General features: G+C 37.7%; 25 protein-coding genes. 5 read left to right on the plus strand and 20 right to left on the minus strand.

What is annotated here, in order from left to right; all coding sequences use genetic code 11:
• The 4 genes from FXW34_RS08220 to FXW34_RS08235 form a co-directional block, all read right to left on the minus strand.
• Nucleotides 1–504, minus strand: a complete 504-nt coding sequence (locus FXW34_RS08220; protein WP_147533494.1) for a YehS family protein — start codon at nucleotides 502–504, stop codon at nucleotides 1–3.
• Nucleotides 505–638: 134 nt separating this feature from the next.
• Entirely contained in the window at nucleotides 639–2,510 is a 1,872-nt protein-coding gene (locus tag FXW34_RS08225; RefSeq protein WP_425457414.1) for a heavy metal translocating P-type ATPase, read from the minus strand.
• 40 nt (nucleotides 2,511–2,550) lie between these two features.
• Nucleotides 2,551–2,772 carry a heavy-metal-associated domain-containing protein gene (locus tag FXW34_RS08230; protein ID WP_147533495.1) on the minus strand — a complete coding sequence of 74 codons (222 nt, stop codon included), beginning with the start codon at nucleotides 2,770–2,772 and terminating at the stop codon, nucleotides 2,551–2,553.
• Between the two features lie 175 nt (nucleotides 2,773–2,947).
• Nucleotides 2,948–3,496, minus strand: a complete 549-nt coding sequence (locus FXW34_RS08235) for a hypothetical protein (protein ID WP_147533496.1) — start codon at nucleotides 3,494–3,496, stop codon at nucleotides 2,948–2,950.
• Between the two features lie 241 nt (nucleotides 3,497–3,737).
• Here FXW34_RS08235 and FXW34_RS08240 point away from each other — a divergent pair, with 241 nt between their 5' ends.
• A complete protein-coding gene (locus FXW34_RS08240; RefSeq protein ID WP_147533497.1) occupies nucleotides 3,738–4,421 on the plus strand; it encodes a phosphoribosylaminoimidazolesuccinocarboxamide synthase in 684 nt (227 codons plus the stop codon).
• A gap of 161 nt (nucleotides 4,422–4,582) precedes the next feature.
• Here FXW34_RS08240 and FXW34_RS08245 read toward each other — a convergent pair whose 3' ends face one another.
• On the minus strand, nucleotides 4,583–5,050 hold the full coding sequence (locus tag FXW34_RS08245; RefSeq protein ID WP_147533498.1) for a GreA/GreB family elongation factor: 468 nt from the start codon (nucleotides 5,048–5,050) through the stop codon (nucleotides 4,583–4,585).
• A gap of 342 nt (nucleotides 5,051–5,392) precedes the next feature.
• Here FXW34_RS08245 and FXW34_RS08250 point away from each other — a divergent pair, with 342 nt between their 5' ends.
• A complete protein-coding gene (locus tag FXW34_RS08250) occupies nucleotides 5,393–6,775 on the plus strand; it encodes an L-cystine transporter (protein ID WP_147533499.1) in 1,383 nt (460 codons plus the stop codon).
• Between the two features lie 70 nt (nucleotides 6,776–6,845).
• On the opposite strand, the gene FXW34_RS08255 is transcribed toward FXW34_RS08250, so the two are convergent.
• The 7 genes from FXW34_RS08255 to FXW34_RS08285 form a co-directional block, all read right to left on the minus strand.
• A complete protein-coding gene (locus FXW34_RS08255) occupies nucleotides 6,846–7,247 on the minus strand; it encodes a GNAT family N-acetyltransferase (protein ID WP_147533500.1) in 402 nt (133 codons plus the stop codon).
• Between the two features lie 19 nt (nucleotides 7,248–7,266).
• Nucleotides 7,267–9,831 carry an ABC transporter permease gene (locus tag FXW34_RS08260; protein WP_147533501.1) on the minus strand — a complete coding sequence of 855 codons (2,565 nt, stop codon included), beginning with the start codon at nucleotides 9,829–9,831 and terminating at the stop codon, nucleotides 7,267–7,269.
• Between the two features lie 13 nt (nucleotides 9,832–9,844).
• The gene (locus tag FXW34_RS08265; RefSeq protein WP_147533502.1) at nucleotides 9,845–10,546 is read right to left on the minus strand and encodes an ABC transporter ATP-binding protein; all 702 of its coding nucleotides are present in this window, start codon (nucleotides 10,544–10,546) and stop codon (nucleotides 9,845–9,847) included.
• Nucleotides 10,547–10,791: 245 nt separating this feature from the next.
• Nucleotides 10,792–11,436 (minus strand): Vat family streptogramin A O-acetyltransferase, encoded by a 645-nt coding sequence (locus FXW34_RS08270; protein WP_147533503.1) that lies wholly within the window; start codon nucleotides 11,434–11,436, stop codon nucleotides 10,792–10,794.
• A gap of 15 nt (nucleotides 11,437–11,451) precedes the next feature.
• A complete protein-coding gene (locus FXW34_RS08275; RefSeq protein ID WP_147533504.1) occupies nucleotides 11,452–13,680 on the minus strand; it encodes an AAA domain-containing protein in 2,229 nt (742 codons plus the stop codon).
• 71 nt (nucleotides 13,681–13,751) lie between these two features.
• Nucleotides 13,752–14,321: a DUF4256 domain-containing protein gene (locus FXW34_RS08280; protein ID WP_147533505.1), complete on the minus strand. Its 570-nt coding sequence runs from the start codon at nucleotides 14,319–14,321 to the stop codon at nucleotides 13,752–13,754.
• A gap of 86 nt (nucleotides 14,322–14,407) precedes the next feature.
• On the minus strand, nucleotides 14,408–14,980 hold the full coding sequence (locus FXW34_RS08285; protein WP_147533506.1) for a hypothetical protein: 573 nt from the start codon (nucleotides 14,978–14,980) through the stop codon (nucleotides 14,408–14,410).
• A 230-nt stretch (nucleotides 14,981–15,210) separates the two neighbouring features.
• On the opposite strand from FXW34_RS08285, the gene FXW34_RS08290 reads away from it, so the two are divergent.
• Nucleotides 15,211–15,921, plus strand: a complete 711-nt coding sequence (locus tag FXW34_RS08290; protein ID WP_222705318.1) for a hypothetical protein — start codon at nucleotides 15,211–15,213, stop codon at nucleotides 15,919–15,921.
• A 118-nt stretch (nucleotides 15,922–16,039) separates the two neighbouring features.
• On the opposite strand, the gene FXW34_RS08295 is transcribed toward FXW34_RS08290, so the two are convergent.
• The gene (locus FXW34_RS08295) at nucleotides 16,040–16,441 is read right to left on the minus strand and encodes a nuclear transport factor 2 family protein (RefSeq protein WP_147533507.1); all 402 of its coding nucleotides are present in this window, start codon (nucleotides 16,439–16,441) and stop codon (nucleotides 16,040–16,042) included.
• A 275-nt stretch (nucleotides 16,442–16,716) separates the two neighbouring features.
• Between FXW34_RS08295 and FXW34_RS08300 the strand changes: the two genes are divergently transcribed.
• The gene (locus FXW34_RS08300) at nucleotides 16,717–17,463 is read left to right on the plus strand and encodes a tRNA lysidine(34) synthetase (protein WP_147533508.1); all 747 of its coding nucleotides are present in this window, start codon (nucleotides 16,717–16,719) and stop codon (nucleotides 17,461–17,463) included.
• 122 nt (nucleotides 17,464–17,585) lie between these two features.
• Here the strand turns inward: FXW34_RS08300 and FXW34_RS08305 are convergent, their stop codons facing one another.
• The 4 genes from FXW34_RS08305 to FXW34_RS08320 form a co-directional block, all read right to left on the minus strand.
• On the minus strand, nucleotides 17,586–17,978 hold the full coding sequence (locus FXW34_RS08305; RefSeq protein ID WP_147533509.1) for a YsnF/AvaK domain-containing protein: 393 nt from the start codon (nucleotides 17,976–17,978) through the stop codon (nucleotides 17,586–17,588).
• A 59-nt stretch (nucleotides 17,979–18,037) separates the two neighbouring features.
• Entirely contained in the window at nucleotides 18,038–18,541 is a 504-nt protein-coding gene (locus FXW34_RS08310) for a YsnF/AvaK domain-containing protein (RefSeq protein WP_147533510.1), read from the minus strand.
• A gap of 750 nt (nucleotides 18,542–19,291) precedes the next feature.
• Complete coding sequence (gene rlmD / locus FXW34_RS08315; RefSeq protein WP_147533511.1) at nucleotides 19,292–20,674, minus strand: 23S rRNA (uracil(1939)-C(5))-methyltransferase RlmD; 1,383 nt, start codon at nucleotides 20,672–20,674, stop codon at nucleotides 19,292–19,294.
• Between the two features lie 15 nt (nucleotides 20,675–20,689).
• Entirely contained in the window at nucleotides 20,690–21,556 is an 867-nt protein-coding gene (locus FXW34_RS08320) for a DNA-3-methyladenine glycosylase family protein (RefSeq protein ID WP_147533512.1), read from the minus strand.
• Between the two features lie 207 nt (nucleotides 21,557–21,763).
• Here FXW34_RS08320 and FXW34_RS08325 point away from each other — a divergent pair, with 207 nt between their 5' ends.
• Complete coding sequence (locus tag FXW34_RS08325) at nucleotides 21,764–22,717, plus strand: DMT family transporter (protein ID WP_147533513.1); 954 nt, start codon at nucleotides 21,764–21,766, stop codon at nucleotides 22,715–22,717.
• Nucleotides 22,718–22,763: 46 nt separating this feature from the next.
• Here FXW34_RS08325 and pdaA read toward each other — a convergent pair whose 3' ends face one another.
• The 3 genes from pdaA to FXW34_RS08340 form a co-directional block, all read right to left on the minus strand.
• A complete protein-coding gene (gene pdaA, locus FXW34_RS08330; protein WP_147533514.1) occupies nucleotides 22,764–23,564 on the minus strand; it encodes a delta-lactam-biosynthetic de-N-acetylase in 801 nt (266 codons plus the stop codon).
• Between the two features lie 172 nt (nucleotides 23,565–23,736).
• Nucleotides 23,737–23,991, minus strand: a complete 255-nt coding sequence (locus FXW34_RS08335) for a hypothetical protein (RefSeq protein ID WP_147533515.1) — start codon at nucleotides 23,989–23,991, stop codon at nucleotides 23,737–23,739.
• A gap of 138 nt (nucleotides 23,992–24,129) precedes the next feature.
• The gene (locus tag FXW34_RS08340) at nucleotides 24,130–25,677 is read right to left on the minus strand and encodes a fumarate hydratase (RefSeq protein WP_147533516.1); all 1,548 of its coding nucleotides are present in this window, start codon (nucleotides 25,675–25,677) and stop codon (nucleotides 24,130–24,132) included.
• Nucleotides 25,678–25,705: the final 28 nt, after the last annotated feature.

Raw genomic sequence — 25,705 nt, forward strand, 5'->3', positions numbered from 1 at the left:
TTATCCTCTATATCTCAACGTTAATCCTTTTAAGAAGTTTCTGGCGTAGCGATCGCCGCACTCCTTGTAATTCTTATGTCCAACTTTCCGTAAAATTGCACTTAATTCACCTTTTGATACTGATACGCCTGCTTCTTGTAAAATATCAAGGATATCATCACTCGTTAAAGCTAGAGCAATTTTCACTTTCTTTAGCAGCATATTATTTACGCATTCCGTTGTTTTGCCGGGCTGCACTTGGGGTTCAACATGCCCTGGCTTAGGTTCTTGTTTCCCTCTTTTAAAAGTAATAAAGCCATTTAAAAATGCTTCAAGCTTTATATTATTTATTTTATTTATGTATTCTTTTTCATCTTCTTCATTTACTGTCTTCGTTAATAAGTCTAAAACTTCTTCCTTAGTTGTTTCGATACCGCCCAGCTTAAAAATCTCAACCATATCAGAATTTTTTATATCCAAGGCATATCTTAACCGAACTAATATATCATTATTTTCCATAGTCAATAAAACCTCCATTTAATCTAAATTCACTGTCAACGTTATATGCAATTTCATTATTATAGCTTTTTTCCTTCCCATTTTCTATAATAACAAAAAGCCTTTCTCAATAGGAAAGGCCCAACATCCATATTTCTTTTTTAAGTACCTGCTATTACTACTTTAGTCCCTTTGTGATTATACCTTAATAATCTCATCGCATTCACAATAACCAGCAATACGCTCGCCTCGTGAATAAACATACCTGATGCTAAGTGAACAGAACCCATTAAGACCCCTATTAGTAAAATAAAGACCGTCATAACTGCAAGCATCGTATTTTCTTTCATATTACGAATAGTCGCTTTCGAAAGTGAATACGCATGGGAGAATTGCATTAATTTATCCGCCATCAGAACGACATCCGCTGTTTCCATTGAAATATCCGTTCCACCTTCACCCATAGCTAATCCAATATCGGCTGTTGCAATAGCAGGCGCATCGTTAATTCCGTCGCCGGCCATTGCTACCACGTGACCTTGTTCTTTTAATTTTTTCACATAATTCACTTTATCCTCTGGTAGTAACTCCGCATAAAATCCATCTAAACCTAATTGATTGGCGACTAATGCAGCGGTATGTTGATTATCTCCAGTCAACATAATGATGTTCTTAATACCATTTTTCCGCATTTCGGCTAATGCTCTTGGGGCATCTTCACGAATTTGATCGGCGATCGAAATAATTCCGGCCACTTTTCCATCTGTAGCTGCAAAGATTGCAGTATTGCCTGTCTTCTCACGGAGCTCAGCATAACGATCTACCTCATTAGGAAAATCTATTTTTTCTAGTGACAACAATTTACGGTTTCCAGCGATAATGACTCGGCCTTCAAGCTCAACTCGAATTCCATGTCCTTTAAGCACCTCACCAGCTTCAAGCTCACCCATCACATTCAAGTTACGCGCCTTTGCCTCTTTCACGATTGTTTGTCCTAAATGATGTTCTGAAATAGCCTCAGCCTGTGCTACCATCCGGAGCAATTCATTCTCTTCAAAATCTCCAAAGATTTTAATATCCGTTACCTCAGGTTTACCCTTTGTTAAAGTTCCGGTTTTATCAAACACAAGTGTATCTACCTTGGAGAATTTGTCCATTACCTCTCCACCTTTAACCAACACACCATTTTTTGCACCATTTCCAATACCCGCTACATTGGATACGGGAGCGCCAATGACTAACGCACCAGGACAAGCAATGACTAGGAAAGTGATTGCCACATGAAAGTCACGTGTAAATGCAAGGACTGCTATTGCGAAAATAACGACAGCTGGCGTGTAGTAGTTGGAGAACTTATTAAGGAACTTTTCTGTTTTAGATTTTGACTCCTGAGCCTCTTCCACTAATTCAATAATTTTGGCAAAGGTTGTATCATCTCCAACCTTTTCAGCAACGATTTCAATAAACCCATTATCAACAATCGTTCCACTAAAGACTTTGTCGTCCACTTGTTTCATTACAGGAACGGCTTCACCTGTTACTGCAGCCTCGATTAACGAAGCATTTCCTGATAAAATCATTCCGTCAACCGGAACCTTCCCACCAGATTGAATAATCACTCGTTCCCCTCTATCAACCTCCTCAACAGGCACAGTGATACGGTTTCCATTACGAATCACAATCGCTTCCTGTGGAGCCATATCGACTAATTGCTTTAAGGATGAACGTGTTTTCGCTAATGTACGGGCTTCTAGAAAATCACCAAATAAGAACAAAAACGTTACAACTGATGATTCAACATATTCATGGATAAATAGCGCTCCAATTACGGCAATTATCACCAATAATTCAATGCTAAACATTTTCATTCTTAACGATTGGAATGCTTTAATGGCAATTGGTATTCCAGCAAGAATTGTGGCAAGGACTAGCAAAATATTTCTAATACTGCCAAACTCCATCACACCTGCCACCAATCCAAGCACTATTAATAGAAATGCGATGGCAGTGATATGGTTTTTATATTTATTAATCTTAATCAATTTTCACTCCACCTTCTTAATGGATTTGCTTTTATATAACTTTAGCGGATAATACCTGATAGCCTAATCTTTCAATCGTTTCCTCTAGCAGGCTTGCAGTCACTTGATTACCATCAAACTCTGTTTTTACTTTACTAGAGTTGAACATTACTTTAGCAATCTCTACCCCTACCATTTTATTAAGGGCTGTTTCTATTTTCTTAATACATGATGGACATGTTAATGGCTCTAATTGGAATACCGCTTTTGTCATCGTATATTTCCTCCTTTTGATTTATATTTTTATTTTAAAGTCATTCTTAAAAATAAGAATTGATGTACATCAAGCAAAAATAATTAATCATAGAATTTCAAAATCGCCTAGTAAAGCAGTCATATACTAAAAGGACAAAAAAAGAATCCATACAAAATGTATGAATTCCTTCTTGTCATTCAATTTCAGATATTTTTTGGAATTTGAGGATTTTCCCATTCTGGTCCACCGTTAAGATACCGTTTGAAAGTGAAACAATTTCAAAAGTTAAGCTTTCCGGATAATCTTCTATTGAATTTTCTTCATTTTTGGCTCGCTCGACGTTCAAAATAATTTGCTTGTTAATTGAATCAAAGGACCATGTGCCAGAATAGAAAATATCATCGATAGCATAACTCATCATATGGCCAAATCCCATCAAGTTTAATCCTCGATATTCTTCACTTTCAATTCCAAGTGTCCAAAACGCAATTAATTCTGATTCTTCGATTACGCTTAGTTCGGTAGATGAATCATGTTTTGATGATGTCGCTGGTATTTCTTCAGAAGAAGCTGCATCCTTTACTTGCGTCGCACTAACTTCCGAGGGCTTTTCGCCGTTTTGAGCCTCTTGGATTCCTTCATTTAAACTCTTTTCGAAACTATCAGCAGACTGGCACCCTACCATAAAAGCTCCAATTACAGTTGCAAGCACCAATATTATTAATATATTGTTAGATTTCAATGCTTTAATCCCCCGTTTTTTTGCATCAATCCCTATATTATCCAAATTATATACTAAAAAAAATATCAAAAACGAAAGATATTGTGATTTTTTAAAAAATATTCAAAAATTTTTAAAAAATAAAACTACTTAATTTGTTTTACTACCAGTTTGTTTATTGAATTTTTTATACTATTATAATTATTGAGGCAATTATTATTTAACTTGGATAAAATACATATTTATTAAAGGAGTTTTTCAAATGAATCTGAAGTACTCAGGTAAAACAAAAGATGTTTATTCATTGGAAGATGGCAATTATTTACTAAAGTTTAAAGATGATGTAACAGGAGTGGACGGTGTTTTTGATCCTGGAGCTAATACAGTTGGTCTTACATTGGAAGGTGCCGGTCGTGCAGGGTTAAAACTAACCAAATTCTTTTTTGAAGTATTAAAAGCAAAAGGAATTCCAACTCATTATATTGATGCTGACATCGAAAATGCGACGATGACTGTTACGCCTGCAGAAGTTTTTGGTAAAGGTCTGGAAGTAATCTGCAGATACCGAGCAGTAGGAAGCTTTTTACGTAGATATGGCTTATACGCAGAGGAAGGTCAAGCACTTGATGCTTTCGTTGAAGTAACATTAAAAGATGACGGCCGCGAAGATCCACCAATTAGTGAAGATGCATTAGATATGCTTGGAATCTTATCTAAAGACGAATACAAAGTGCTAAAGGGATTAACTCAGCAAATCGGATATGTGGTTAAAGAGGAACTTGCTAAAAAGGGCATCGAATTGTACGACATCAAATTTGAGTTTGGTCGCGCAGGAGTAGACAAGCAAATCGTTTTAATCGATGAAATCTCTGGTGGAAATATGCGTGCTTATAAAGACGGAGAGTACATCGAACCATTAGAATTAGAAAAATTGTTCTTATCATAAAACAAACGAGATTTTACATTCCAGTACAGATAAGATGAATAAAAACGTTAAAGAGCAGGAATATGCAATCTCCTGCTCTTTTAAATATGAGTAATCATTATCTAATAATCAATCATCAAGGTTGTTGACCTATTTTAATAAAAAACCGAAAATGGCGTCGTTCATGCTTCTTTAATCTGTTTTTGTCCAAACATCAAGCTTCCACCAAAAGATATTTCCTTTATGGTTACAGAAACACTTCCTGTAGGAATTTTCAAGGAAATATTTTCTCCAATTTTCCTTAGCAACAGTTGTTTGCCTACTGGTGATAAAAATGAAATATATCCTTCATCGGGATTAGATTGCTCAGGAAAACAAATAACATAATCCTCTGTTTCATCATCGTCCTCGTACAAAACGGTCACCTTTGTTCCGATAAATACCTTTGGAAAATCATGAACAGACCTATTTCCTTTATTCTGTTTTAGCAGATCTTCCACCTCTAAGGTGTACAAATGATAGAAATTTTTGATCCGTTCCTGCACAGGAGTTGATGCAATATAAAGCTCCGTTAACTCTTGAATGTTTTCATCAATGTAAACCAACTGTTTTAGTAACTCTTCCTTATTTTGATGGAAACTATGGTTCATAGTATATAGCCCCCAAACTTGGATTGAATCTCTTGCAACACTTTGTAAACCCTTTCATTTCTATTTCCTCCTCTAAAAAAATAAGACTTTCTGAAATATTGACATTACATTTTCCCGGTAGGAATGAAGCAATGCCACTATATCCAAGCAAAGTCTTATATCAATCTTATCATAATTATAAAAATAAATCCTATGTATCAAATCCAACTTACTATCTCCCATTAAAACATTAGGGTAGTTTATAAAAGGAAGAAGAATATTTCGAACATTTTAATCCGACTTGACTAATAAGATTAATTATATTAATATTTCAACATAATAAAAAATGAATAGAGGGATAAAATGAACACCATTCTCATCATCTTGAATGTTGCAATCATATTATTATTAATGTTTGGTTTGTTCATGATGCAAAATAAGCATGTTTCTTTTTCAAAACGTGTTTTCACCGCATTAGGTATAGGTTTAGTATTTGGATTCATTATTAATCTTATTTATGGAACTTCATCTGAAGTTACAACAGGAACAATGGATTGGTTTAGCATCGTTGGCTCAGGTTATGTAAAACTATTGCAAATGATTGTTATGCCCCTAGTCTTCATCTCCATTGTTGGTGCTTTTACAAAGTTAAAACTGACAAAAAACATCGGAAAAATTAGTTTTCTTGTTATCGGTATCTTACTTGGAACAACAGCGATTTCTGCAGCAATCGGAATTGGAGCTTCATTAGGATTTGATCTTGATGGCATTCAAATCACTGCTGGAGATGCCGAAAATGCTCGGAATGTCGAGCTTGAAGAAAGACTTGTTACAGTTGAAAGTATGACGGTTCCACAACAAATTCTGCAAATGTTTCCTGGTAATCCATTTGCTGATTTAACAGGTGCTCGTCCGACTTCTACCATCGCAGTCGTTATTTTTGCAGCCTTTATTGGTATTGCCTACCTTGGAGTAAAACGCAAGGAACCTGAACATGCAGAACTTTTCGCAAAAATCATCGATACTTTATACTCGATTACGATGAGAGTAGTTACGCTTATTCTCCGTTTAACACCATACGGAATCTTAGCAATCATTACAAAAGTTGCCGCAACTAGTAACTATGAAGCGATTGCGAAGCTAGGAAAGTTTGTCATTGCCTCTTATGTTGCGCTAATCGCCATGTTTATTGTTCAATTATTATTAATTTCATTGGTAAAATTAAGCCCAATGAATTTTGTTAAAAAAGGTTTGCCGACTTTAACGTTTGCGTTTACTTCTCGCTCAAGTGCCGGCACTTTGCCTTTAACTATTAAAACGCAAACAAAGGATTTTGGGGTGTCGGAAGGAATTGCAAACTTTGCGGGATCCTTCGGATTAACCATTGGTCAAAATGGATGTGCGGGTATTTATCCAGCGATGTTAGCCGTAATGGTCGCACCAGCTGCGGGGATTGACCCAACTAGTCCATCTTTTATCGCAACGCTTATTCTTGTAGTAACGATAAGTTCATTCGGTGTTGCCGGTGTCGGTGGCGGTGCAACATTTGCTGCTCTGATCGTCTTATCTGTCATGAACCTACCAGTTGCTATTGTCGGATTACTTATCTCTGTTGAACCTTTAATCGACATGGGCCGTACAGCTTTAAACGTTAGCGGAGCGATGACTTCTGGGGTAATTACAAGTAGATTAACAGGCGAATTGGAAGCTGAAGTGTACCAACAACCACAAATTGTAGAAGCCTAAAAGGTTTGATAAATAAAAGGGGCGATTGAAAATGGAAACTTTTTCAATCGCCCCTTTAAATTATCATTATTTATGATTTTATTCTTTTCATCCCACAAGAATTAGGCTCAGTATGCACAAAACCAAATTGAGAATAAAGCTTATCTGCTGGTTTATCGGCAATAAGGCACACATAGGCAGAATCATCTGTATTCTCTTCCAGATACCTATCAATCTCTTTCATAATCAGCTTTCCAAATCCCTGCCTTTGATAGTTCGGATCTACCATAATATCAGACACAATAAAGGTTATTCCTCGATCCCCTACAACCCTTCCAAATCCAATCAGCTTTTCCTTCTCCCATAAAGATACACTGAAAAGTGAATTCCTCAAGGCGATTTCGCTATTGTTAATAGCTTTTTGAGACATACCCGTTCTTGCTCGTAAAGCTATGTATTCCTGCGCTGTTGGTGCAGTAAAAATCATTTCCATGTGTATTTTCCTCTCTGTTCTATTCATTCGACTTAAGCGCATCTATCATATTAATATGTTTTAACTTGAAATGAGCAATCGCTATTACTAAAAGGTTGAACACCATTGTGATAATCCCTGAATAAACAAAACTTTCCAAGTGAATCTCTAGCGGGAAGACAATATTTCCACTCTCTGCGGTTGTTAAAATAAACCTGTGTAAATAGGTGCCAACAAAAAATCCTACAAAAATCCCCATTACAGAGAGTAAAATATTTTCGCGCATTACATACGCAGTTACTTCTTTGTTATAAAAGCCTAACACTTTAATCGTTGATAATTCTCGAATTCGTTCCGATATGTTGATATTGGTTAAATTGTACAATACCACCAAAGCTAGAGCACCCGATAATACAATCAAGATGATTACTACAGAATTTAATGAACCGAATTGCTCAACTCCTCCACTTTCTTCGAAGAAGCTAACATTTTTCACCTCATCATTTTCTAGCAAACTTGAGGTTAAACTTTTTTGTTCTGCGGCTGACATTTTTTCCGTTTTTATTAAAACTGATGTTGGATTAAAACCTTCTTCGAAAAGCTCCTCATAATAGCTTGGAGTAATATAAATAAAGTGTCCTAAATAGTTTTTAGCAATGGCTTTTATAGTAAATTTTATTTTTTTATTTCCTCTTTTAATGTACAGAGTATCACCAGTTTCAACATTCATGTCATCTGCTAATTTCTCTGTTATGACAACTCCCGACTTAGGTAGCGTAAATTCCATGCCATCATTATTAACATCACGCAATGTCACATATTGATTAAAGTTGTTCACATCACTTGGTGATATCATACTGACCGTTTGGGAGACGCTTTTTTCATTTTCCACACTTAATGACTCAACAATAGCGTTCATGTCATCCTTAATTAGAGAATGATTAGTCAGTGTTTTAACCTGATCCATCGTTACGATGGCTTGATAATGAAGAATCTCGTTAAACTGCTTAGGCTTCAAGTCATCGGTAGAGTTTTTTATCCCATATCCAGCCAAAATCAGGCCGGTACACCCAGCAATCCCCACTATCGCCATAATCATTCGAGATTTATATCGAAATAGATTACGATAACTCACCTTTTGGTTGAAGCTTATTCTCCTCCAAATAGGAGAAATCCGCTCAAGAAAAATTCGCTTACCTGACTTAGGTGCTCTCGGTCTCATCAGCATTGCTGGTTTCTCTCTTAGATCTTTCCATAATACATATAATGCCGACCCTAATGTCGCAAATAAACCTGCGATAAGTGCTGGAATGATATAATTCCAATGATATTCGCCAACAAACGTTGGAATATTATAGTCTTTTAGGATATTGAAAATAAATGGCGGAAGAGTTTTAGTTCCAATAATGGTGCCTAAACCAACACCTAAAAGTCCTGCCAACAGCGTGTAAATGATATATTTCTGAGCAATTTCTACTTTAGAATACCCAAGCGCTTTTAGCGTACCAATTTCGCCACGGTTTTCTTCTACCATTCGTGACATCGTTGTAAATGTTACTAATACTGCTATGAATAAAAAGAAAGCTGGAAAAACGCTTGCAATCGCAGCAATGCTTGTGGCGCTATCAAAATAATCCTGATAGCCTGGAATCGAAGAACGTGTATTAAAGTAATATACAGGTTTTTCCATCAATTCCACTTCTGATAATTGAGTTTCCAGTTCATTTTCTACGCTGTCTAACTTTGATATTTCCTCATTCAATGTTGTTAGGTCAACACCTGGATGCATTTTTGCTGCTTCAATCTGTTCTTTAGCAACGGTAATTTCTTGCAAGTTAGTATTAATAGTTTCTGTTGTATTTGATTGAATTTCATTTAACCGTTCTTGTGGTCTACTCGCAAAGAGCTTCTCTATTTTTATTACATTCTCGTCTAAAACATTAGAGTATTCACTGCTATTTGCCACTAAATTGTCTGTATTAGAAAACTTGATAAACAACTGGCTATAGACCTCTTGATAGAAATTTTCTTCAGGTAAATACCCAAAATAACTGATATTTCCACTACCGTTATTCGTGCTTCCACGATCAGATTTACTTATGTATAGAGGAGAATAAGCAAAACCAACAATTTTAAACGACTTATCTTTAATCGATGGTGAATTGAGTTTATATGTATCTCCCAATTTGTAGCCAAGTTCTTTGGCTTTTACATCTAGTACGATTTCATTTGTAGAATCAGGAAGTTTGCCCTCAACGACTCTCAGCTTATTCAAATCGGAATCCTTTGAAAAGGAGAGAATTTGTAGAATTTCATCTTTATTTTTTTCAAGAGTAGCTTGAAACCCAGCCTCCACGACTAAACCTTTTTCTTCTTTCAAAACTTGCAAATCATCTTCTGTTAGTCCCATCGTGGATACAATTTGCAAATCATATAAGTCATACTTGTTAACGTAGGTGCTAGCTGAGTTACTCAAATCTGGTCCCGTTGACCTGACTCCCACAAAAATTAAAGTCCCTAGAAGGATAATGATAATAATCGAAATAAATTTCCCTTTTGAACTTTTTATTTCCCGAAACGACGATTTAAGATAGACATTTTTCATATCTCCCACCTGCTTACCATTCGATCAAATCAATCGATAGTGGATTAGAGTTTAGTTCAATTGAGCGAACCTTTGCATCATTGATTTTAATCACTTTGTCTGCCATTGGAGCTAGTGCTGCATTGTGCGTAATGATAATCACTGTAGTGCCAGTACGCCGTGAAGTATCTTGTAGTAATTTCAACACTTGTTTACCAGTTGTGTAATCTAAAGCCCCTGTAGGTTCATCACATAATAATAGCTTAGGATTTTTCGCCAGTGCCCTTGCAATTGCAACTCTTTGTTGTTCTCCACCAGATAATTGTGCCGGAAAATTATCCATGCGATTACCTAGCCCCACCTGTTCAAGCGTTGTCACAACATCTAGAGAGTTAGGCGAAACTTGTGAGGCTAATTCAACATTTTCCTTCGCCGTCAAATTAGGAACCAAATTATAAAATTGAAAAACAAAGCCAACCTCAGTTCTTCGATACTGAGTTAATTGACGTTCATTGTATTTAGCAATATCCTGTCCATCAATCAATATTTCGCCTTCGTCTGACTGATCCATTCCACCGAGAATGTTTAATACTGTTGATTTCCCTGCTCCACTTGGACCAAGTATGACAACCAATTCTCCTTTTTCAATATCAAAACTGATGTCCTCATTTGCGGTAATCACATTGTCTCCCATATGATAACGTTTAGATACGCCTTTTACTTGTAAAAATGTCATAAGACATGTCCCTTCCTATGCTAAAGTTACTAATAAAAAACAAAAATCACATGGTAAAAAGCTAAAGCTCCTGTTTGAACTTACCATTAGATAATTATACCAACATTATATCATTAAGTTTCTAGGCACCATGACTGCCCTAGTGGTTTGTTTACGAAATTACCATTATTCTGCATAATAAAAAGCCCAATCCTTAGATTGAACTTTTAAACAATAAATAACCTTAAAGTACGCTAATTATCATATTAATTCTCCAATAAGCTCTTAACTGTCGCAATATCATGGGCGGAGACTAATAGTTCAAGATTGTTAAATATCTTTTGCTCATCCCAATTCCACCATTGAAGCCTCTGTAACAATTCAATCATTTCATCGCTAAAGCGTTTCTTGATAAACTTCGCAGGGTTACCGCCATAAATAGTATAAGGTTCAACATTTTTAACGACTGTTGAGTTAGCTGCAATGATCGCTCCGTCACCAATTTTTATTCCTGGCATAATCGTTACGTATTCGCCTATCCAAACATCATTGCCAATCACCGTATCACCCTTAAACGGTAGCTGTTCGACTGTAGGCGTGACCTTTTCCCAACCACCAGCAAAAATATTAAATGGATAGGTTGTGATTCCGTCCATTCTGTGGTTTGCACCGTTCATGATGAATTTAACGCCCTCCGCAATTGCACAGAACTTCCCAATAATGAGCTTATCGCCTAGGAATTCATAGTGGTGTTTAATGCTATCAAAAAACTTCTCCGGAGATTTTTGATTATCACTATAGTATGTATACTCTCCAATCTCAACATTGGAGCGCTTCGGAAGGTTACTTATAAAACATACTGTTTTAATATTATCGTTCGGATATAGCTTATTCTTGTTTGGTCCAGTCATAAAACGCACCTCTTTTTAGCTATTAGAAAACAAGTATTCACAAACCTTGCTAGAGTTCAATCTAACCGCTACATATGGGGGTTGGATGCCTTTCGCACCTTCAAGCGGAATCCCTAGCCACAATACCTTCTCATCCAACATTACAAAAGGGAACGGAAACTCAGCTTCCTTCCAGACATCAGCTAAGCTACATTCTTTCTTAGAAATAATCGTCAATTTGGCTTTCTTTCCTCTGTTTAGTAACTGCTGATTCCATTCTTCATTTAGGATGATTCCCTCCGGTTTGGAGATGACAATCGATGATTTCGCTGATTGCATGTCATGAAAAACTGCTGATAATTTCCGTGCATGAAACCACCTTAATCTCGGATGCTGATTCCGAATCCACGAACCAATTTCTTTTGTAGTGACCGTCTGTTTGTGCAAGACTTGATGGTCAACGAGTTGGCGCAATGTTTTTCCTTGATAAACGTGCTTTTCGATAAAGCTTCTGTTGCTGACGTGAAGAAATTTCCCCTTCGTCCTCGTAATCGCAACATTAATCAGTCGCTCACTATCCTTACCAGTTAACAGCATACCAGCCCGCTCCTGCGGGAAACTATCAACCGTATCAAAGATGATTACATCCCGTTCGCTTCCCTGAAATCGGTGAACAGTAGCTGCGACAATATCTCCTTTGGAGCACTCTTCTTCGTAAATCTCCCCCAACAGCAGCTCCATCAAATTCGCCTGAGCACGGTAGGGCGTCACATATCCAATTGATTTTGCCCCATCAAGGTTAGCCTCATGGATTAATTGAAAAGATTGCAATAGTTGCCAAAGATTAAATCTTGAGTTCGTTGCTTTATCGTTGACACAATGTAAGCCTGTAAAACTTGTGTCCAAAAGAACTACTGCTTGCTCTTTAAAAGGAGCACGACTTACGATTTTATTTCTATTTTTATAAACACTTTCGTGATTTCCTACTAGATTTTGATAGATATACCGATTGGTAAAAGCCGAAATATCAGGATGCATTCTTCGCTGTTCTTTTAATAAAAAAAGCTGGGGGTGAAGGTTTCCTTGATTTAGCGAATCCACCACTCCAGCATGATGGAATACATCCTCCTTCAGCCACTTAGCTACTAGCGGGTTGCGACTCGTCGCAATCGGTGGCAATTGTTTAAAATCTCCACATATTATGATTCGCTTGCCTAAGCTCGCAGCAAAAGCAACTTGCGGAACATAGGCCATACTAGCTTCATCTAGAATAACGACGTCATAATCCAGTTCATATATCGCACTATCACTAGCTGCCTTTGCTAGTGTCGAGCCAACTATAAAAGCCTCTTTTACTAATTGAACTTCTTTTTTCCTAATTTTATCCAAAACCCTGGCAATCTTCGTTTCTAGTTCTAGCAATTGATCAGAATCTCGCTTACTGAAAGAATGAGATAAATCTTGCTTTAACGAACGCCTTTCCTTCACCAGTCTCTCTCGATCGTGAGCCAGGAGCGGATCTTGCTTTTCAATAAGTAAATTTGTGGTGATTTCATGGTGGTTTGCCACGGTTTCTCCGTAGTTTCCGCCATAGCGGAGCACATCTCCTTCAATAAATCGGTCTTTCTTTTTAATAAACTCAGTCAGTTCATCCATCAACACATCGACAGCTTGGTTGCTATGCGATAATATCAATACCTTTTTCTTCTTTAAATAATGATTAGCTGCCGTCCGTGCTAACGTGTAAGTTTTTCCTGTTCCTGGTGGGCCCCAAACAAATGTGACTGGATTATATTTGGAGCGCAAAAGCAATTCGTGGACATTGCCCTTTATCTTCTCTACGGGATGCTTGGTTTCATTCGACGGATTCATCAATCTCTTAACTCTAAGTCGCTTTTGCTTCGTTTTTTTGATTTCATCCAACCGCAAGATTAATTGTTCAAGCAGCTCCCAAGGATCATGAAGCAAATACGCCTCCGACAAGGAATCACCAAAGTTTCGCTCTATTGCTAAGATCATTCCCGCGCCCTCTGAAGATAGAACTTTACCACTTGTTTTCATCGTTCCCCATTCCAATTTTATTGCGGAACCAACCGGTATCCTCAAAGGGAATGGTGTATCAAAATAATAACTATACGAACCATCGTTTGATAGCAGCCTTCCATTTGTTATTGTATATCGACTACCACCAAACTTCTTCAAGTGATTAATCTCAAGCTGCAGCGCTTGCTGCCACTCATTTATGTAGGTTTTAATTGTTGTCATTCTTCTTCCTTTATTACTGGGTAAATTTCAAAATTTTTTTGTTTCGAAAAATCCAGACATGTGTAAATTTTTTAAACCCTTAATAAGCCTCGGAAACCCCTAGCAGCATAGTAGGATTCTGCTCCGTTATGGTACATAAAGATAGAGTCATAGCGCCGGTCACAAAAGATGGCCCCGCCTAGTTTTCTAATCTCAGCAGGCGTTTCCACCCAACTCGAGGTTTTATTATCAAATTTGCCCAGTTTCTGTAGCTCTCGATATTGTTCTTCCGTTAATATTTCAATCCCCATGTCAGCTGCCATCCCAATGGCACTGTTTTCTGGTTTGTGCTGTTTCCTAGATTCAAGCGCTTCATGATCGTAACATACACTTCTGCGTCCTTTAGGACTTTCCGCTGAACAATCATAGAAAATGTATTCATCCTTCTCTTCATCATATCCTACAACATCAGGTTCACCGAGAGTTCTTTCCATTTCATTAAGCGACCAAACTTTATCAGGCGCAGCAACAAGCTTCGCATGGACGCTCGACCATTCAATTCCCTCATGGCGATTCATATTTTTCTCAAAACGAGTCTTCAATGTTTTGTATAATTCTTCACGGTGCTCTGTTGTTAACTCTTGTTTATGGTTTTTAGACATATATCATTCCCCTTTATATGATTAAAATTAATATTACAACACCATTTTTTCCTCAATTCACATTGTTCAAACCAACGTTAGTTCTATTATCCTGAAATTATATAGTAAATAGTGATTACAAACATGATTAGACCGAACGCAATACCAATAGCAACAGCAATAAGATTCGACCGCCAAGTATAGCCTTTCAAATCTGTTTCCGAGGTAGATCGATCAACTTTTCTAAAATGAATAATTAAATTAGTATTTATGATAACTAAAATGATTATTGTCATGATGAACATAAACACAGGCTCTATTTCCAAAATATTATCTGGTGAATGACGATTCCAGTAAAATTGTAAAAACATTAGACCACTAAATAATAAATTCATAATATAGCCCGATTTTCTTTGTTTGTACCATTCACTTCCCATTTTTTGTTTTTCATAGATTGCTACTTTTTCAAAAATCGGTATAAGTGAATTCGTTGAGTTACCCCTTATTAGGCCAAAAACACCTTGAAAAAGAACTAAAATCCCTAGAACTAAGAAGAAGTTTGCAAATGGAATCGTAAAAATTTTTGTTATAAAGAAAAGGATGATAATACCTCCAAGCATAAGCCCATTCGTAACAGCAACCTGTTTTAATCTCATATCACTTAACTCTTTTGTGTCCATTTTATTCCCTCCTCTAGTCTTGCAGTCAAAACTCATGATTATATTAGTTTCTTTTTCAAAAAATATTATTTTCTAACCTTACTGTAACATGCCTTAGAATTAAATATCTAAAATTACATAAAGATTTCTCCATACTACTCGAATAGAGTTTCCATTGTGTATTTCTTCAAAAATAACAAAGGAATATAATTAAACTGTCAATAGATTACATTTAAATGGGGGAGAATGTTGTGGCAAACTCTAATTTATCCTTTGAGCAAAAAGCAGCGGGTAAAGATTTGTCCATCATTGTTGGCATCACACTCGTCACTTTGACCATTGTAATGATTTTCAACTCGCCAATCATGACTTTTGCTAAAAATCCTGAAAAACCTCTATTATTGCGAACGCTATTTATGGCTATGTTTCAGTTCGGCCTCACCGGTTTGGGGATTACTGCAGTTGCTTTATACAGGAAGGAAAGCTTCCTAAAATTCGGGCTTACAAAGAAAAATCTTGCTAAAACGATTCTTCTTTCTATATTAGTGCTTCTACCGTACATCATTTTTGAATTTACGACTGGGGAAATCAGTACCTATATGCCATTTCATACTGTCCTTTTTACGAAAGATTTGCTTGAGGTCGGGTTCCCAACCGGTATTATAGGTATATGTATTATCGCGCTTACTTGGGGCTTTTTTGAAGGATTCAACTATGTAGTTATTAGCGATAAAATTAATCAACGTTACCCTACTAAAAGTGTTTGGCTTAACTGGGGTGCAATTACCAGTGGGATATTTTGTCTGCTAATTCACGGGATGGTAGGAGTTACTCCAAGTGCGCTAGCAGAAGCAGTGTCCATTTTTATTATTATCTACGGGATGCTGATTGTTAAAGAATATACAGGCAACGCTTGGGGGTGCGTTTTGATCTTTTTATTTTTCTGGAATGCAATTAGTTAAAAGGTGAATAGATTAGTCACTAATGAATGCCGGCAAGTTCATAATCTTTTCCATAAGGTCATGAATTTGCCGGTTTTTTTTATTAAGTACCTTTAACCTCCAGCACACTATAACCTGGTTATGATGTTTTAATAACGTATGTAGTAATTGCATTAATTTTTGAATTTTTACCAAATCCAGCGAATTTATAGACATCACAAAAAGCAAACTTTTGTTCATCTTTTAGTATTAAAGTACCATTTACAGAACCTGAATTTCCATGGGTGATGATGTTATGAATGGTTAGTTGTTGAACGTTTTTATCATTCATTTCCTTCATCGCTTTCTCAACAGCGCTTTTTCCCCGAATTAACTTATCACCGATAATATCCCAGACCACATCATCCTTCATAAAATCCATACAGAAGTCTATTTGATTTTTGGCAAAAGCTATATTGATATCCCTAAGCAGCTCTTTTTTTGGTGAGTTCCCACAATTCTCAGCACAATCTACCTTTAAGTTTTCAGAATGAGTATTCAACGCTATCTTCTCCTTCTATAAAGCTTATTTCTTATTCTACTGCTTAAAACTTGATGTTAAAATAATTGAGTTTATTCCATCAGCCATGTTTATTTTTGGTATTGCTGGTGGGATTCCTAAATTGTATAATGCAGTGAGCTTTATGTTGTTCTTTCTTATCAACTTTCAAAACTATACTACTTATAAATGGCTAGAGGCTATATTAAACATCAATTATAATGCTATCGACAGTTCATCTTCAATTATATTCACAAAAAATTCTAGGAGTAGAAATTATGATTTTACCATTATCCAATTCTGATAAAAAACGACTATTAACCCCCATAAAGAAAACAATATTACAATACAAAATGATAGAAGATGGTGATAGAGTTGCGATAGGATTATCAGGTGGAAAAGATAGTTCAACCCTGCTATATTTATTGACCCTTCTAAGACGACAGCTTCCATTTGATTTTGAGTTAATTCCTATCTCACTTTCACTAGGATTTAAGGATTTTGACATCTCGCCATTAAAAACATTTGTTGAAGAGCTTGGACATGAGCTTTACTTAAAAGAAACAAACATTAGTCAAATTGTTTTTGAGTATAAGCAAGAAAAAAACCCGTGTTCCTTATGCGCAAACTTAAGGAGAGGAATCCTTTTTGAATACGCAGCCTCATTAAATTGTAATAAATTGGCTTATGGGCACCATTTAGATGATGGGATTGAGACCTTTTTGATGAACCTTATATATGGAGGTAAATTAGGTGTTTTTAAGCCAATGACTCATATGGACCGTTCTAACATTACCTTAATCCGTCCAATGCTGGCTATCGAAGAAAAGACAATCAAACAATTTGTTAAATCAAAAAACATCCCTGTCATTCATAATCCTTGTCCCGCTAATAAAAATACTAAACGCGAGGAAATGAAAGAACTTGTAAACAATTTAAGTATGAAGTATCCCGATTTACGTAAAAATTTTATGACTGGGGCTATGAATGTCCAAGAAGAGGATTTTTGGAAAATTAATCGATAGACGGGAATATAGTAAGAGCCAACCACGGCTGGTTTATACGTTGCATTCCATTTTTATATTCATCTCGTAAATACATGCTTTAGTGGTTGGATCCTCTTCTAACACAACTTAGTTTTTCTTTTTTACACATCAGTAGGTGAGTCGACTACCTCTACATTAATATCACCTATCGTATCAATATGAAGTTTTTCTTCCTTTAATGTGTCACTTACCTTTATTACCTCTTCAACTTGCTGGGTATCAACTGAAATATTATTCAACACAGTAGGGTGAAGAGTAACTTCCACTCGTTCCTCACTCAGAGGGATTCGGGTCACCTCAACGTCCGAATAAGCTGAAGTGAGTCCTTTTTTTTCGACAACTAGTTCTTCATGGATAACCGGTACCAAAATTTGCTTCACTTCTTGATATGTATTTTTATAAACCTTAACATCAGCAGTCTCAACGCGTTCCTTGGTAATATCAAGCTTTTCTTTATGTAGCTGGAATGTCACATCTTGTGTTTCATCCTTCAATGTCTATCCCTCCAATTTAAAGGATCTGACCCCACCATGGAGGTGAGGCCAGACTTCAATTAGCTGTTAATATTACTAGGATCAGTTCCATCGGAAACAATATCGACACCACCAGTTGTATCCACTTTCGCTTCCTCCCGTCTCAGTGTTTCTTCGATTTGCTGAGTCTCTGAAACCTGGCGTTTAGAAGCTGAAATTTCTTCCGTTGTAACAGTGTGTTTGTGTGCATCTACTTGTTCTTGACTAACAGGAATGTGAATCGATTCATCACTGCTAATCGCAGCGGTACTTGACTGGTCATTAACCGGCCTTCTGGTAATGACCACTTCCTCATGCATCACTGGAACCTCAACGGTCTTTTGCTCCTCCACTATTTCTTTGGAAAGAACAACCTCACCTGCATTGACGGTGTTTTTTGTAATATCAAGCTCTTCCTTATGAAGTTCCAATTTGCCATCATTTTGACTGCTCTGTGTATTGGAAGCTGTATCGTTCATTTGAGTATTTGCATTATCATTGTTTTGTGATTTGTCATCACCAAATAGTCCGAAAAAATCTGCCATAAAAAAATCCCCCTCCGTCTAATAGTTATGGTCAAGCCTTTATAGAATCTGCACTATCGTGAGTTCTATTCGGCTAAGAGAAAAAATGAAAAAATGAATTTTCCTTACCATAATTATTAATACTGAGCGAAGGGAGCCAAGCTTAAGCAGATACTACTTTTTCTCTGCGATGTAAAAATATATCTGTATCAACGCTAGAAATATTTTCAGCGCCATTCGAACTCATTGGAACTTGTTGACTTATTTGAATTAGTTGATTCTCTACATTCTCATAAACCCCCATTTAATTAAGAAGTCTTGTCCTTAATTAAGTAATTTGCTGAAGCGAAATAAGGGGAGTTTTTCCCGCTAAATGCAGAATGGCACTCATTTTGGGGGTAAATAAGGGGAATTTTTCCCGTTATGTAAAGAATAATCCTCCATTTTCACGTCTTTCGATTCAATAAGCGGAATTTCTCCCTCTATTCAAGCAATTTTTAATGCAATTTAAGAATTAAGCGGAATTTTTCCCTCTATTCATCAGTTCGGGCCCTTAACATTACCTAAATCCCCCAAGCAATAAGAACGATCCTCATGATTCCAGATCCATGTCCTACACAATCTGGCCAGATTATTGAATAAAGAGTTGATAAATATTTTTAAAGGTCAATAACAAAAAGAGCTTACCCTAATAAGCTCTTTTTTACCTTTTTTATTTTGTTAGTTGTAGCAATGCGAAGTTTTCCACGTAGCTTGAATAATGCTCACAGATTATTTCAAAATTAGCTTCGATACGCACTCAACATGGCTTGTTTGCGGAAACATATCAACTGGTTGAATGTAATCTACTGTAAACTTTGTACTCAACACCTGAATATCCTTTGCTAAGGTTGAAGGATTACAGGACACATAAATAACCGTCTTCGGCTCAACCTGAAGAATTGTGTTTAGGAGCTGATTGTCTAGGCCAGTTCTTGGTGGGTCGACGACTATACAATCTGGTTTCCAGCCTTTTTTCGTCCATTTTGGGAGGACTTCTTCAGCTTTGCCTGGGACATATTTTGTGTTGGTGAAACTGTGGCGCTTAGCGTTTTTCTTCGCATCATCGATTGCTTCAGGGATGATATCCATGCCGCGAATTTCACCAGCTTTGTCAGCGAGCCATAAGCCGATTGTTCCGACTCCGCAATAGGCGTCGACCACTTTTTCGACTCCAGTCAGTGCTGCCGCTTTTTTAACCTCATCATAGAGCTTTACTGTTTGTTCCGGGTTTAGTTGGAAAAATGTCCGTGCTGATAGCTCGAACGACAAATCTCCAAGAGTATCTTGAATGAACTCTTCTCCCTCTAGTGCAACCGTTTCTTCTCCAAAAATAAGTGAAGTCTTTGCCCCGTTAATATTTTGCATAATCGACTTAACATCAGGAAGTGCATCTAAAATTCTTTCGACGATATAATCTCTTTTCGGTAGCTCCTGTTGTGCTGTGATTAACACGATTTGCAGCTGACCCGATTGAACTCCAACTCTTGAAACGATCGTTCTAACGACACCTTTACGTTTCTTTTCATTATAAATAGGAATTTGAAGATCCTGTAAAATTTTTCTGACAGTTTCTGTTGCCTTATTCGTTTGCGGATGCTGCACAGCGCATTGTTGAATATCGATGAGCTGATGCGAGTTCATGCCGTACAAACCAGCAAGCACCTTGCCTGTTGCATTCAATCCCACCTGGAACTGACTTTTGTTCCGGTAGCCCCATGGGTTGTCCATGCCGATTGTCGGGCGAATATCAAGCTGCGCTACTGGTAATTTCGTATGCCGCTCCAATGATTGAATGACAATGTCGCGCTTTTCCTTAAGCTGCTGATCATAGGCTAAATGCTGCAGCTGACAGCCCCCGCACTGGTCATAAACCGGACAAAGCGGCTGAACACGATGCGGTGAAGGCTTTCGTATCTTTTTGATTTTCCCCTCTGCGAACTTAGGGTTAATCGTAGTTGCCTCGACCACAACCTCTTCTCCTGGCAAAGCACCAGGTACAAACACGACCTGACGTTTGAAGTAGCCTACACCTTCGCCATTGATTCCGAGTCGCTTGATTGTTAACGGGAAGGTTTGTCCCGGGGTAATTTTTACAGTTTCTTGTTTTTGCATAATTTTTCACTCCAATTATTCAATACTGCGCCATAAATATAGTGAGGCGTAGCTTAAGTACGGGTCCCAATCTTTCTTGTAATGCTCCATTTCTTCAATGGTAGGCTTCCGGTCCATTTCGAACAGCTTTTTGATTGCGTTTTGAATGCCAATATCAGCAATCGGGAACAAGTTTGGTCGACCAAGTCCAAACAGCAGGAAGTTTTGCACTGTCCATGGTCCAACCCCACGGAGTTTTATCATGTTCTGCAGAACTTCTTCATCCGTCATATGTTTTAATTTTTCCAAATCCAGCTGACCTTCAACGATCGCCTTGCCGACACCGATTACATATTCCGCTTTACGTGTGCTGAATTGAAGTTCACGAAGTTGGTCTATCTTGATTTTCGCAACAATTTCCGGACGCGGATAAAACCAAACGCCGTCGACTTCCTTACCAAAGGTATGGACGAATCTAGTCGATAACGTGTGAGCGAATGCCATGTTAAGCTGCTGATGAATGATGCATTTGAGGAGACAGCCGTATGGGTCAAACTCCAATACAAGCGGTGCACCATAATGCTCGTTAAACAACTCTTTTAGATTTGTTTTTTTAAAATGTTCAATAACTGAATTCAACGGAATATTCCATTGAAAAATCTCCGTCAGCTTGTCGATGGCCTTTTTGTGGGCCACCTGCTTACTTCCGCTAACCGCAAAGCTTGGAGACTCCGTTGTTCCAGTTGCCTGAACCTTAACAGCGGTAGGGGTTCCATCAATCCATAACGGGACCTTTACCCATCGTTCATTTAGCGATAAAACATGTAATGGGTCAAATGTTTGCCGTCTAATAACTTCATCAAAATTGTACGGGCCATTTATTTTAATGTTTTCTTGCCACACAGGTCTATTCCGTCCTTTTATTGTTCATTATCCCGTATTATATCATTTTCATAAAAATAAAACCCGAAACATTCTAGTGATGATGGATTTCCAACGGGGCATAAAATTTCTTTATTGTGCATATAGTCAAATTATTATTTTATTAAAATAAACAAGATTATGCGATATATTGGATGTATCTAAAACTGCTGCTGAGGTGAAGTTGATTTGCAAGCGATCTTGATTGGAATTTGTGCAGCATTATTTTTTGCTTTTACCTTTGTTTTAAATGCATCCATGGAGCTTTCTGGTGGAAGCTGGATTTGGAGCGCCTCACTCAGGTATATTTTCATGGTTCCATTTCTGTTAGGCATTGTTTTAATCAGAAAAAATCTAAGGCCACTTTTAATAGAAATGAAAAGGCAACCCGTAATATGGTGTTTTTGGAGTTTGGTCGGCTTCGGGCTATTTTATGCTCCGTTATGTTTTGCCGCTGCTTATTCACCCGGTTGGCTCATAGCCGGAACTTGGCAAATAACCATTATCTCAGGTTCTCTGCTTGCTCCATTATTTTTCGAAACCATACATACCAATAACGGACCTATCCAAATAAGAGGAAGGATTCCCTTTAAGGGTCTTATCATGTCATCAGTTATTCTATTAGGAATTGTGCTCATGCAAATGGAACATGCACAAAGGCTGTCTTTGAAAATCCTTTTGCTTGGCATAATTCCAGTCCTGATTGCCTCATTTGCCTATCCTTTAGGAAATCGTAAAATGATGGCCGTGTGTGACGGGCGCTTAGATGCCTATCAAAGAGTATTGGGAATGACTTTGGCAAGCCTTCCATTTTGGCTGTTACTTTTTATATACGGCTTACTTACAGAGGGACTTCCAAGCAAGGGGCAGAGTTTTCAAGCGTTAATCGTGGCAATTAGTTCAGGTGTCATTGCAACAGTATTATTTTTCCAAGCAACAGATTTGGTCAGGAACAACATGAAAAAACTAGCAGCTGTAGAGGCAACACAATCAATGGAAGTACTGTTTGCATTAGCTGGAGAAGTTTTGATTTTATCAATCGCCATTCCTTCAACAGTTGCATGGATCGGTATTGTATTTGTCATCGTCGGCATGATTATGCATAGCTTTGTATCTAGCTTAAAAAGAGAAAGCCATATTTAGAAATTTTTTACCCCGGATACTTGTTGATCCGGGGGTTTTTCAATGCTTAATAAAGCATCGGATCCTTGAAGGTATCCTCCAAAATAAGATCATCAAGGCTTCTAAATTGATAGCCTTCTGATTTTAAGTCCTGGATGACCTTTTGTAGCGCTTCTGCATTGTCCTTGGAAACCGAGTGAAGCAGAATAATTGAGCCCGGGTGGACCTGACGCATGATGTTGTCATAGGAATACTTCCAGCCCTTTTGACTATTTGTATTCCAATCAATGAATGCGAGCGACCAGAATACATGAACATAACCGAGCTCTCTTGCTTTTTCCAGGGATCGTTCTGTAAAAATCCCCCGTGGTGGCCTTAAGTATGTCATTTCTTTTTGCCCGGTCAATCGAGCTGTTTCCTCTTTGACCATTTCTAATTCCTTGGCTAATTTTTCTTCGCTAACCTGGGAAAAATCAGGATGATGCCACGAATGATTCCCGATGATATGACCCTCTTTTACCATTCGCTTAACCAGGTCAGGTGCGCTTTTTAAATAATGACCTGTCACGAAAAATGTTGCCGGGACGTTTTCCTTTTTTAGCACATCAAGGATTTGTTCGGTGTAGCCATTTTCATAGCCATTATCGAAGGTCAAATAAAGCGTCTTGCGGTCCGAATTGCCTTTGTAGTATGCTCCATATTTTTCGAGCAGGCCTTCGAGCATTTGGCCTGCATCAGCCGGTTGACCTTTGTAACCTTTTTTAAATCCCCAATGAATGGCTGAATTACTTGTTTGTGCCTGAGCAACAGTAGCAGTGGATACGAAAAGTACACACAGGATACTCAGATATTTGATGAATTGTTTCATCTGTGCTCCCCCATGATGATATTTGATTTGATGTAACTTAGTAATTAAACGCTGATTCGTTTGTTATTATTCCCAGCTTTGAATTGAAATAATAAGGTGGGAAAAATTAACTTATTTGTAAACAAGTGCGCTTTGATACCCATTTTTCTTCGTTGCAAAGTTTTTTGGGCATCTATCCTCCTCTTTGGTTCCCATTTTTCTTCATTGCAAAATTTTTGGGCATCAATCCATCTCTTTGATTCCCATTTTTCTTCATTGCAAAATTTTTGGGCATCAATCCATCTCTTTGATTCCCATTTTTCTTCATTGCAAAATTTTTGGGCATCAATCCTCCTCTTTGGTTCCCATTTTTCTTCATTGCAAAATTTTTGGGCATCAATCCATCTCTTTGATTCCCATTTTTCTTAGTTGCAAAATTTTTGGGCATCAATCCTCCTCTTTGATTCCCATTTTTCGTCGTCACAAAATTTTTGGGCATCTATCCAACAATTCCTATTTTTCCATAACGCAAAAAACCAGAGTGCATCGTTACACTCTGGTCTAAAGCTTTAATTCAATTTAGAAATTAAAATACTTTCTCTTTGAACTTTGCTAATTTTTCTAATGAAGATTTGTCTACATCTTCATGAAGGCTGTTGCCGTGTGAATCCATTGTTACAACAGCTGTGAAGCCTTCAACTTTAAGGTGCCACATTGCTTCTGGAATACCGAAGTTTAATAGGTCAACACCTTCAACAGACTTGATACAGTCAGCATAGTATTGTGCCGCACCGCCGATTGCGTTTAAGTACACGCCACCGTGCTCTTTAAGAGCTGCAAGCGTTTTTGGACCCATTCCGCCTTTACCCATAACGACGCGGATACCGAAACGTTTCATGACATCACCTTGGTAAGGCTCCTCACGAATACTTGTAGTTGGTCCAGCAGCTTTAACATGCCATTTTCCTTCGTCATCTTTAAGCATAACAGGTCCACAGTGGTAGATAACTTGACCATTTAAATCCACTGGAGCATCATCGCGCTCAGATAGATATTTATGAATCGCATCACGACCAGTGTACATTAAGCCGTTAATTTTAACGACATCGCCCACTTTTAATGTACGAATTTGCTCTTCAGTGATTGGAGCTTGAAGTGTAACCACATTTGGCTCATTTTCTGAAGAAGCTGCAACTTCACTCGCTGCAGGTTGAGCAAAGTCGATTTTTTCGCCTTCTTGATATAACCATTCGTTGATTTCGCCTGTTTCAGGGTTGATTTTAACACCTTGACGACGGAATGCCCAACAGTTATAAGCAACAGAAACGAAGAAGCTTGCTGGAAGACGGTTATAAACTCCAACTTTACAGCCTAGTAGAGTTGTTTCACCACCGAATCCCATAGTTCCGATGCCAAGCTCGTTTGCTTTTTCCATAATATATTCTTCTAGTTTACGAAGATCTTCATTCGGATTTACATCGTCGTTTGAACGGAAAAGCTGATCTTTCGCTAATTCATAGCCAGAAGTACGGTCTCCACCGATACCAACTCCGATAAATCCTGCACTACAGCCTTGACCTTGTGCTTGGTATACAGAGTGAAGTACACATTTACGGATACCATCTAAGTCACGGCCTGCGCGTCCAAGACCTTCGATTTCTGCTGGAAGGCTGTATTGGATGTTTTTATTTTCACAGCCGCCTCCTTTTAAAATAAGGCGAGCATCGATGTAATCTTCTTCCCATTGGTAAAACTTGATTACTGGAGTACCTTCCCCAAGGTTGTCACCAGTATTATCACCAGTTAAAGAATCAACTGAATTGGAACGTAGTTTTCCGTCCTTTGTAGCTTGAGCAATTGCAGTGCGAATTGCTTTCACCATTTCGATTTGATTGGCACCAACTGGAGTTTTAATTTTGAAGGTTGGCATACCAGTGTCTTGGCAAATTGGCGATACATTATCTTCTGCCATTTTGATATTTTCCGCGATAGTTGCCAAGCTCATTGCTGATCTTGTGCCAGCGCTTTCACGTTCTTTCGCAGCTGCAACAGCGCGTCGAACATCCTTAGGCAGGTTTGTAGACGTTTCAACGATTAGTTGATACATACTCTCCTGAAACTTTTCGATATTCATTTGGTTTCCCCTTCCCCATGGTTCGAAA

Origin of the sequence: Bacillus marasmi, assembly GCF_902168435.1 — a bacterium.
GTDB lineage: Bacteria > Bacillota > Bacilli > Bacillales > Cytobacillaceae > Bacillus_BU > Bacillus_BU marasmi.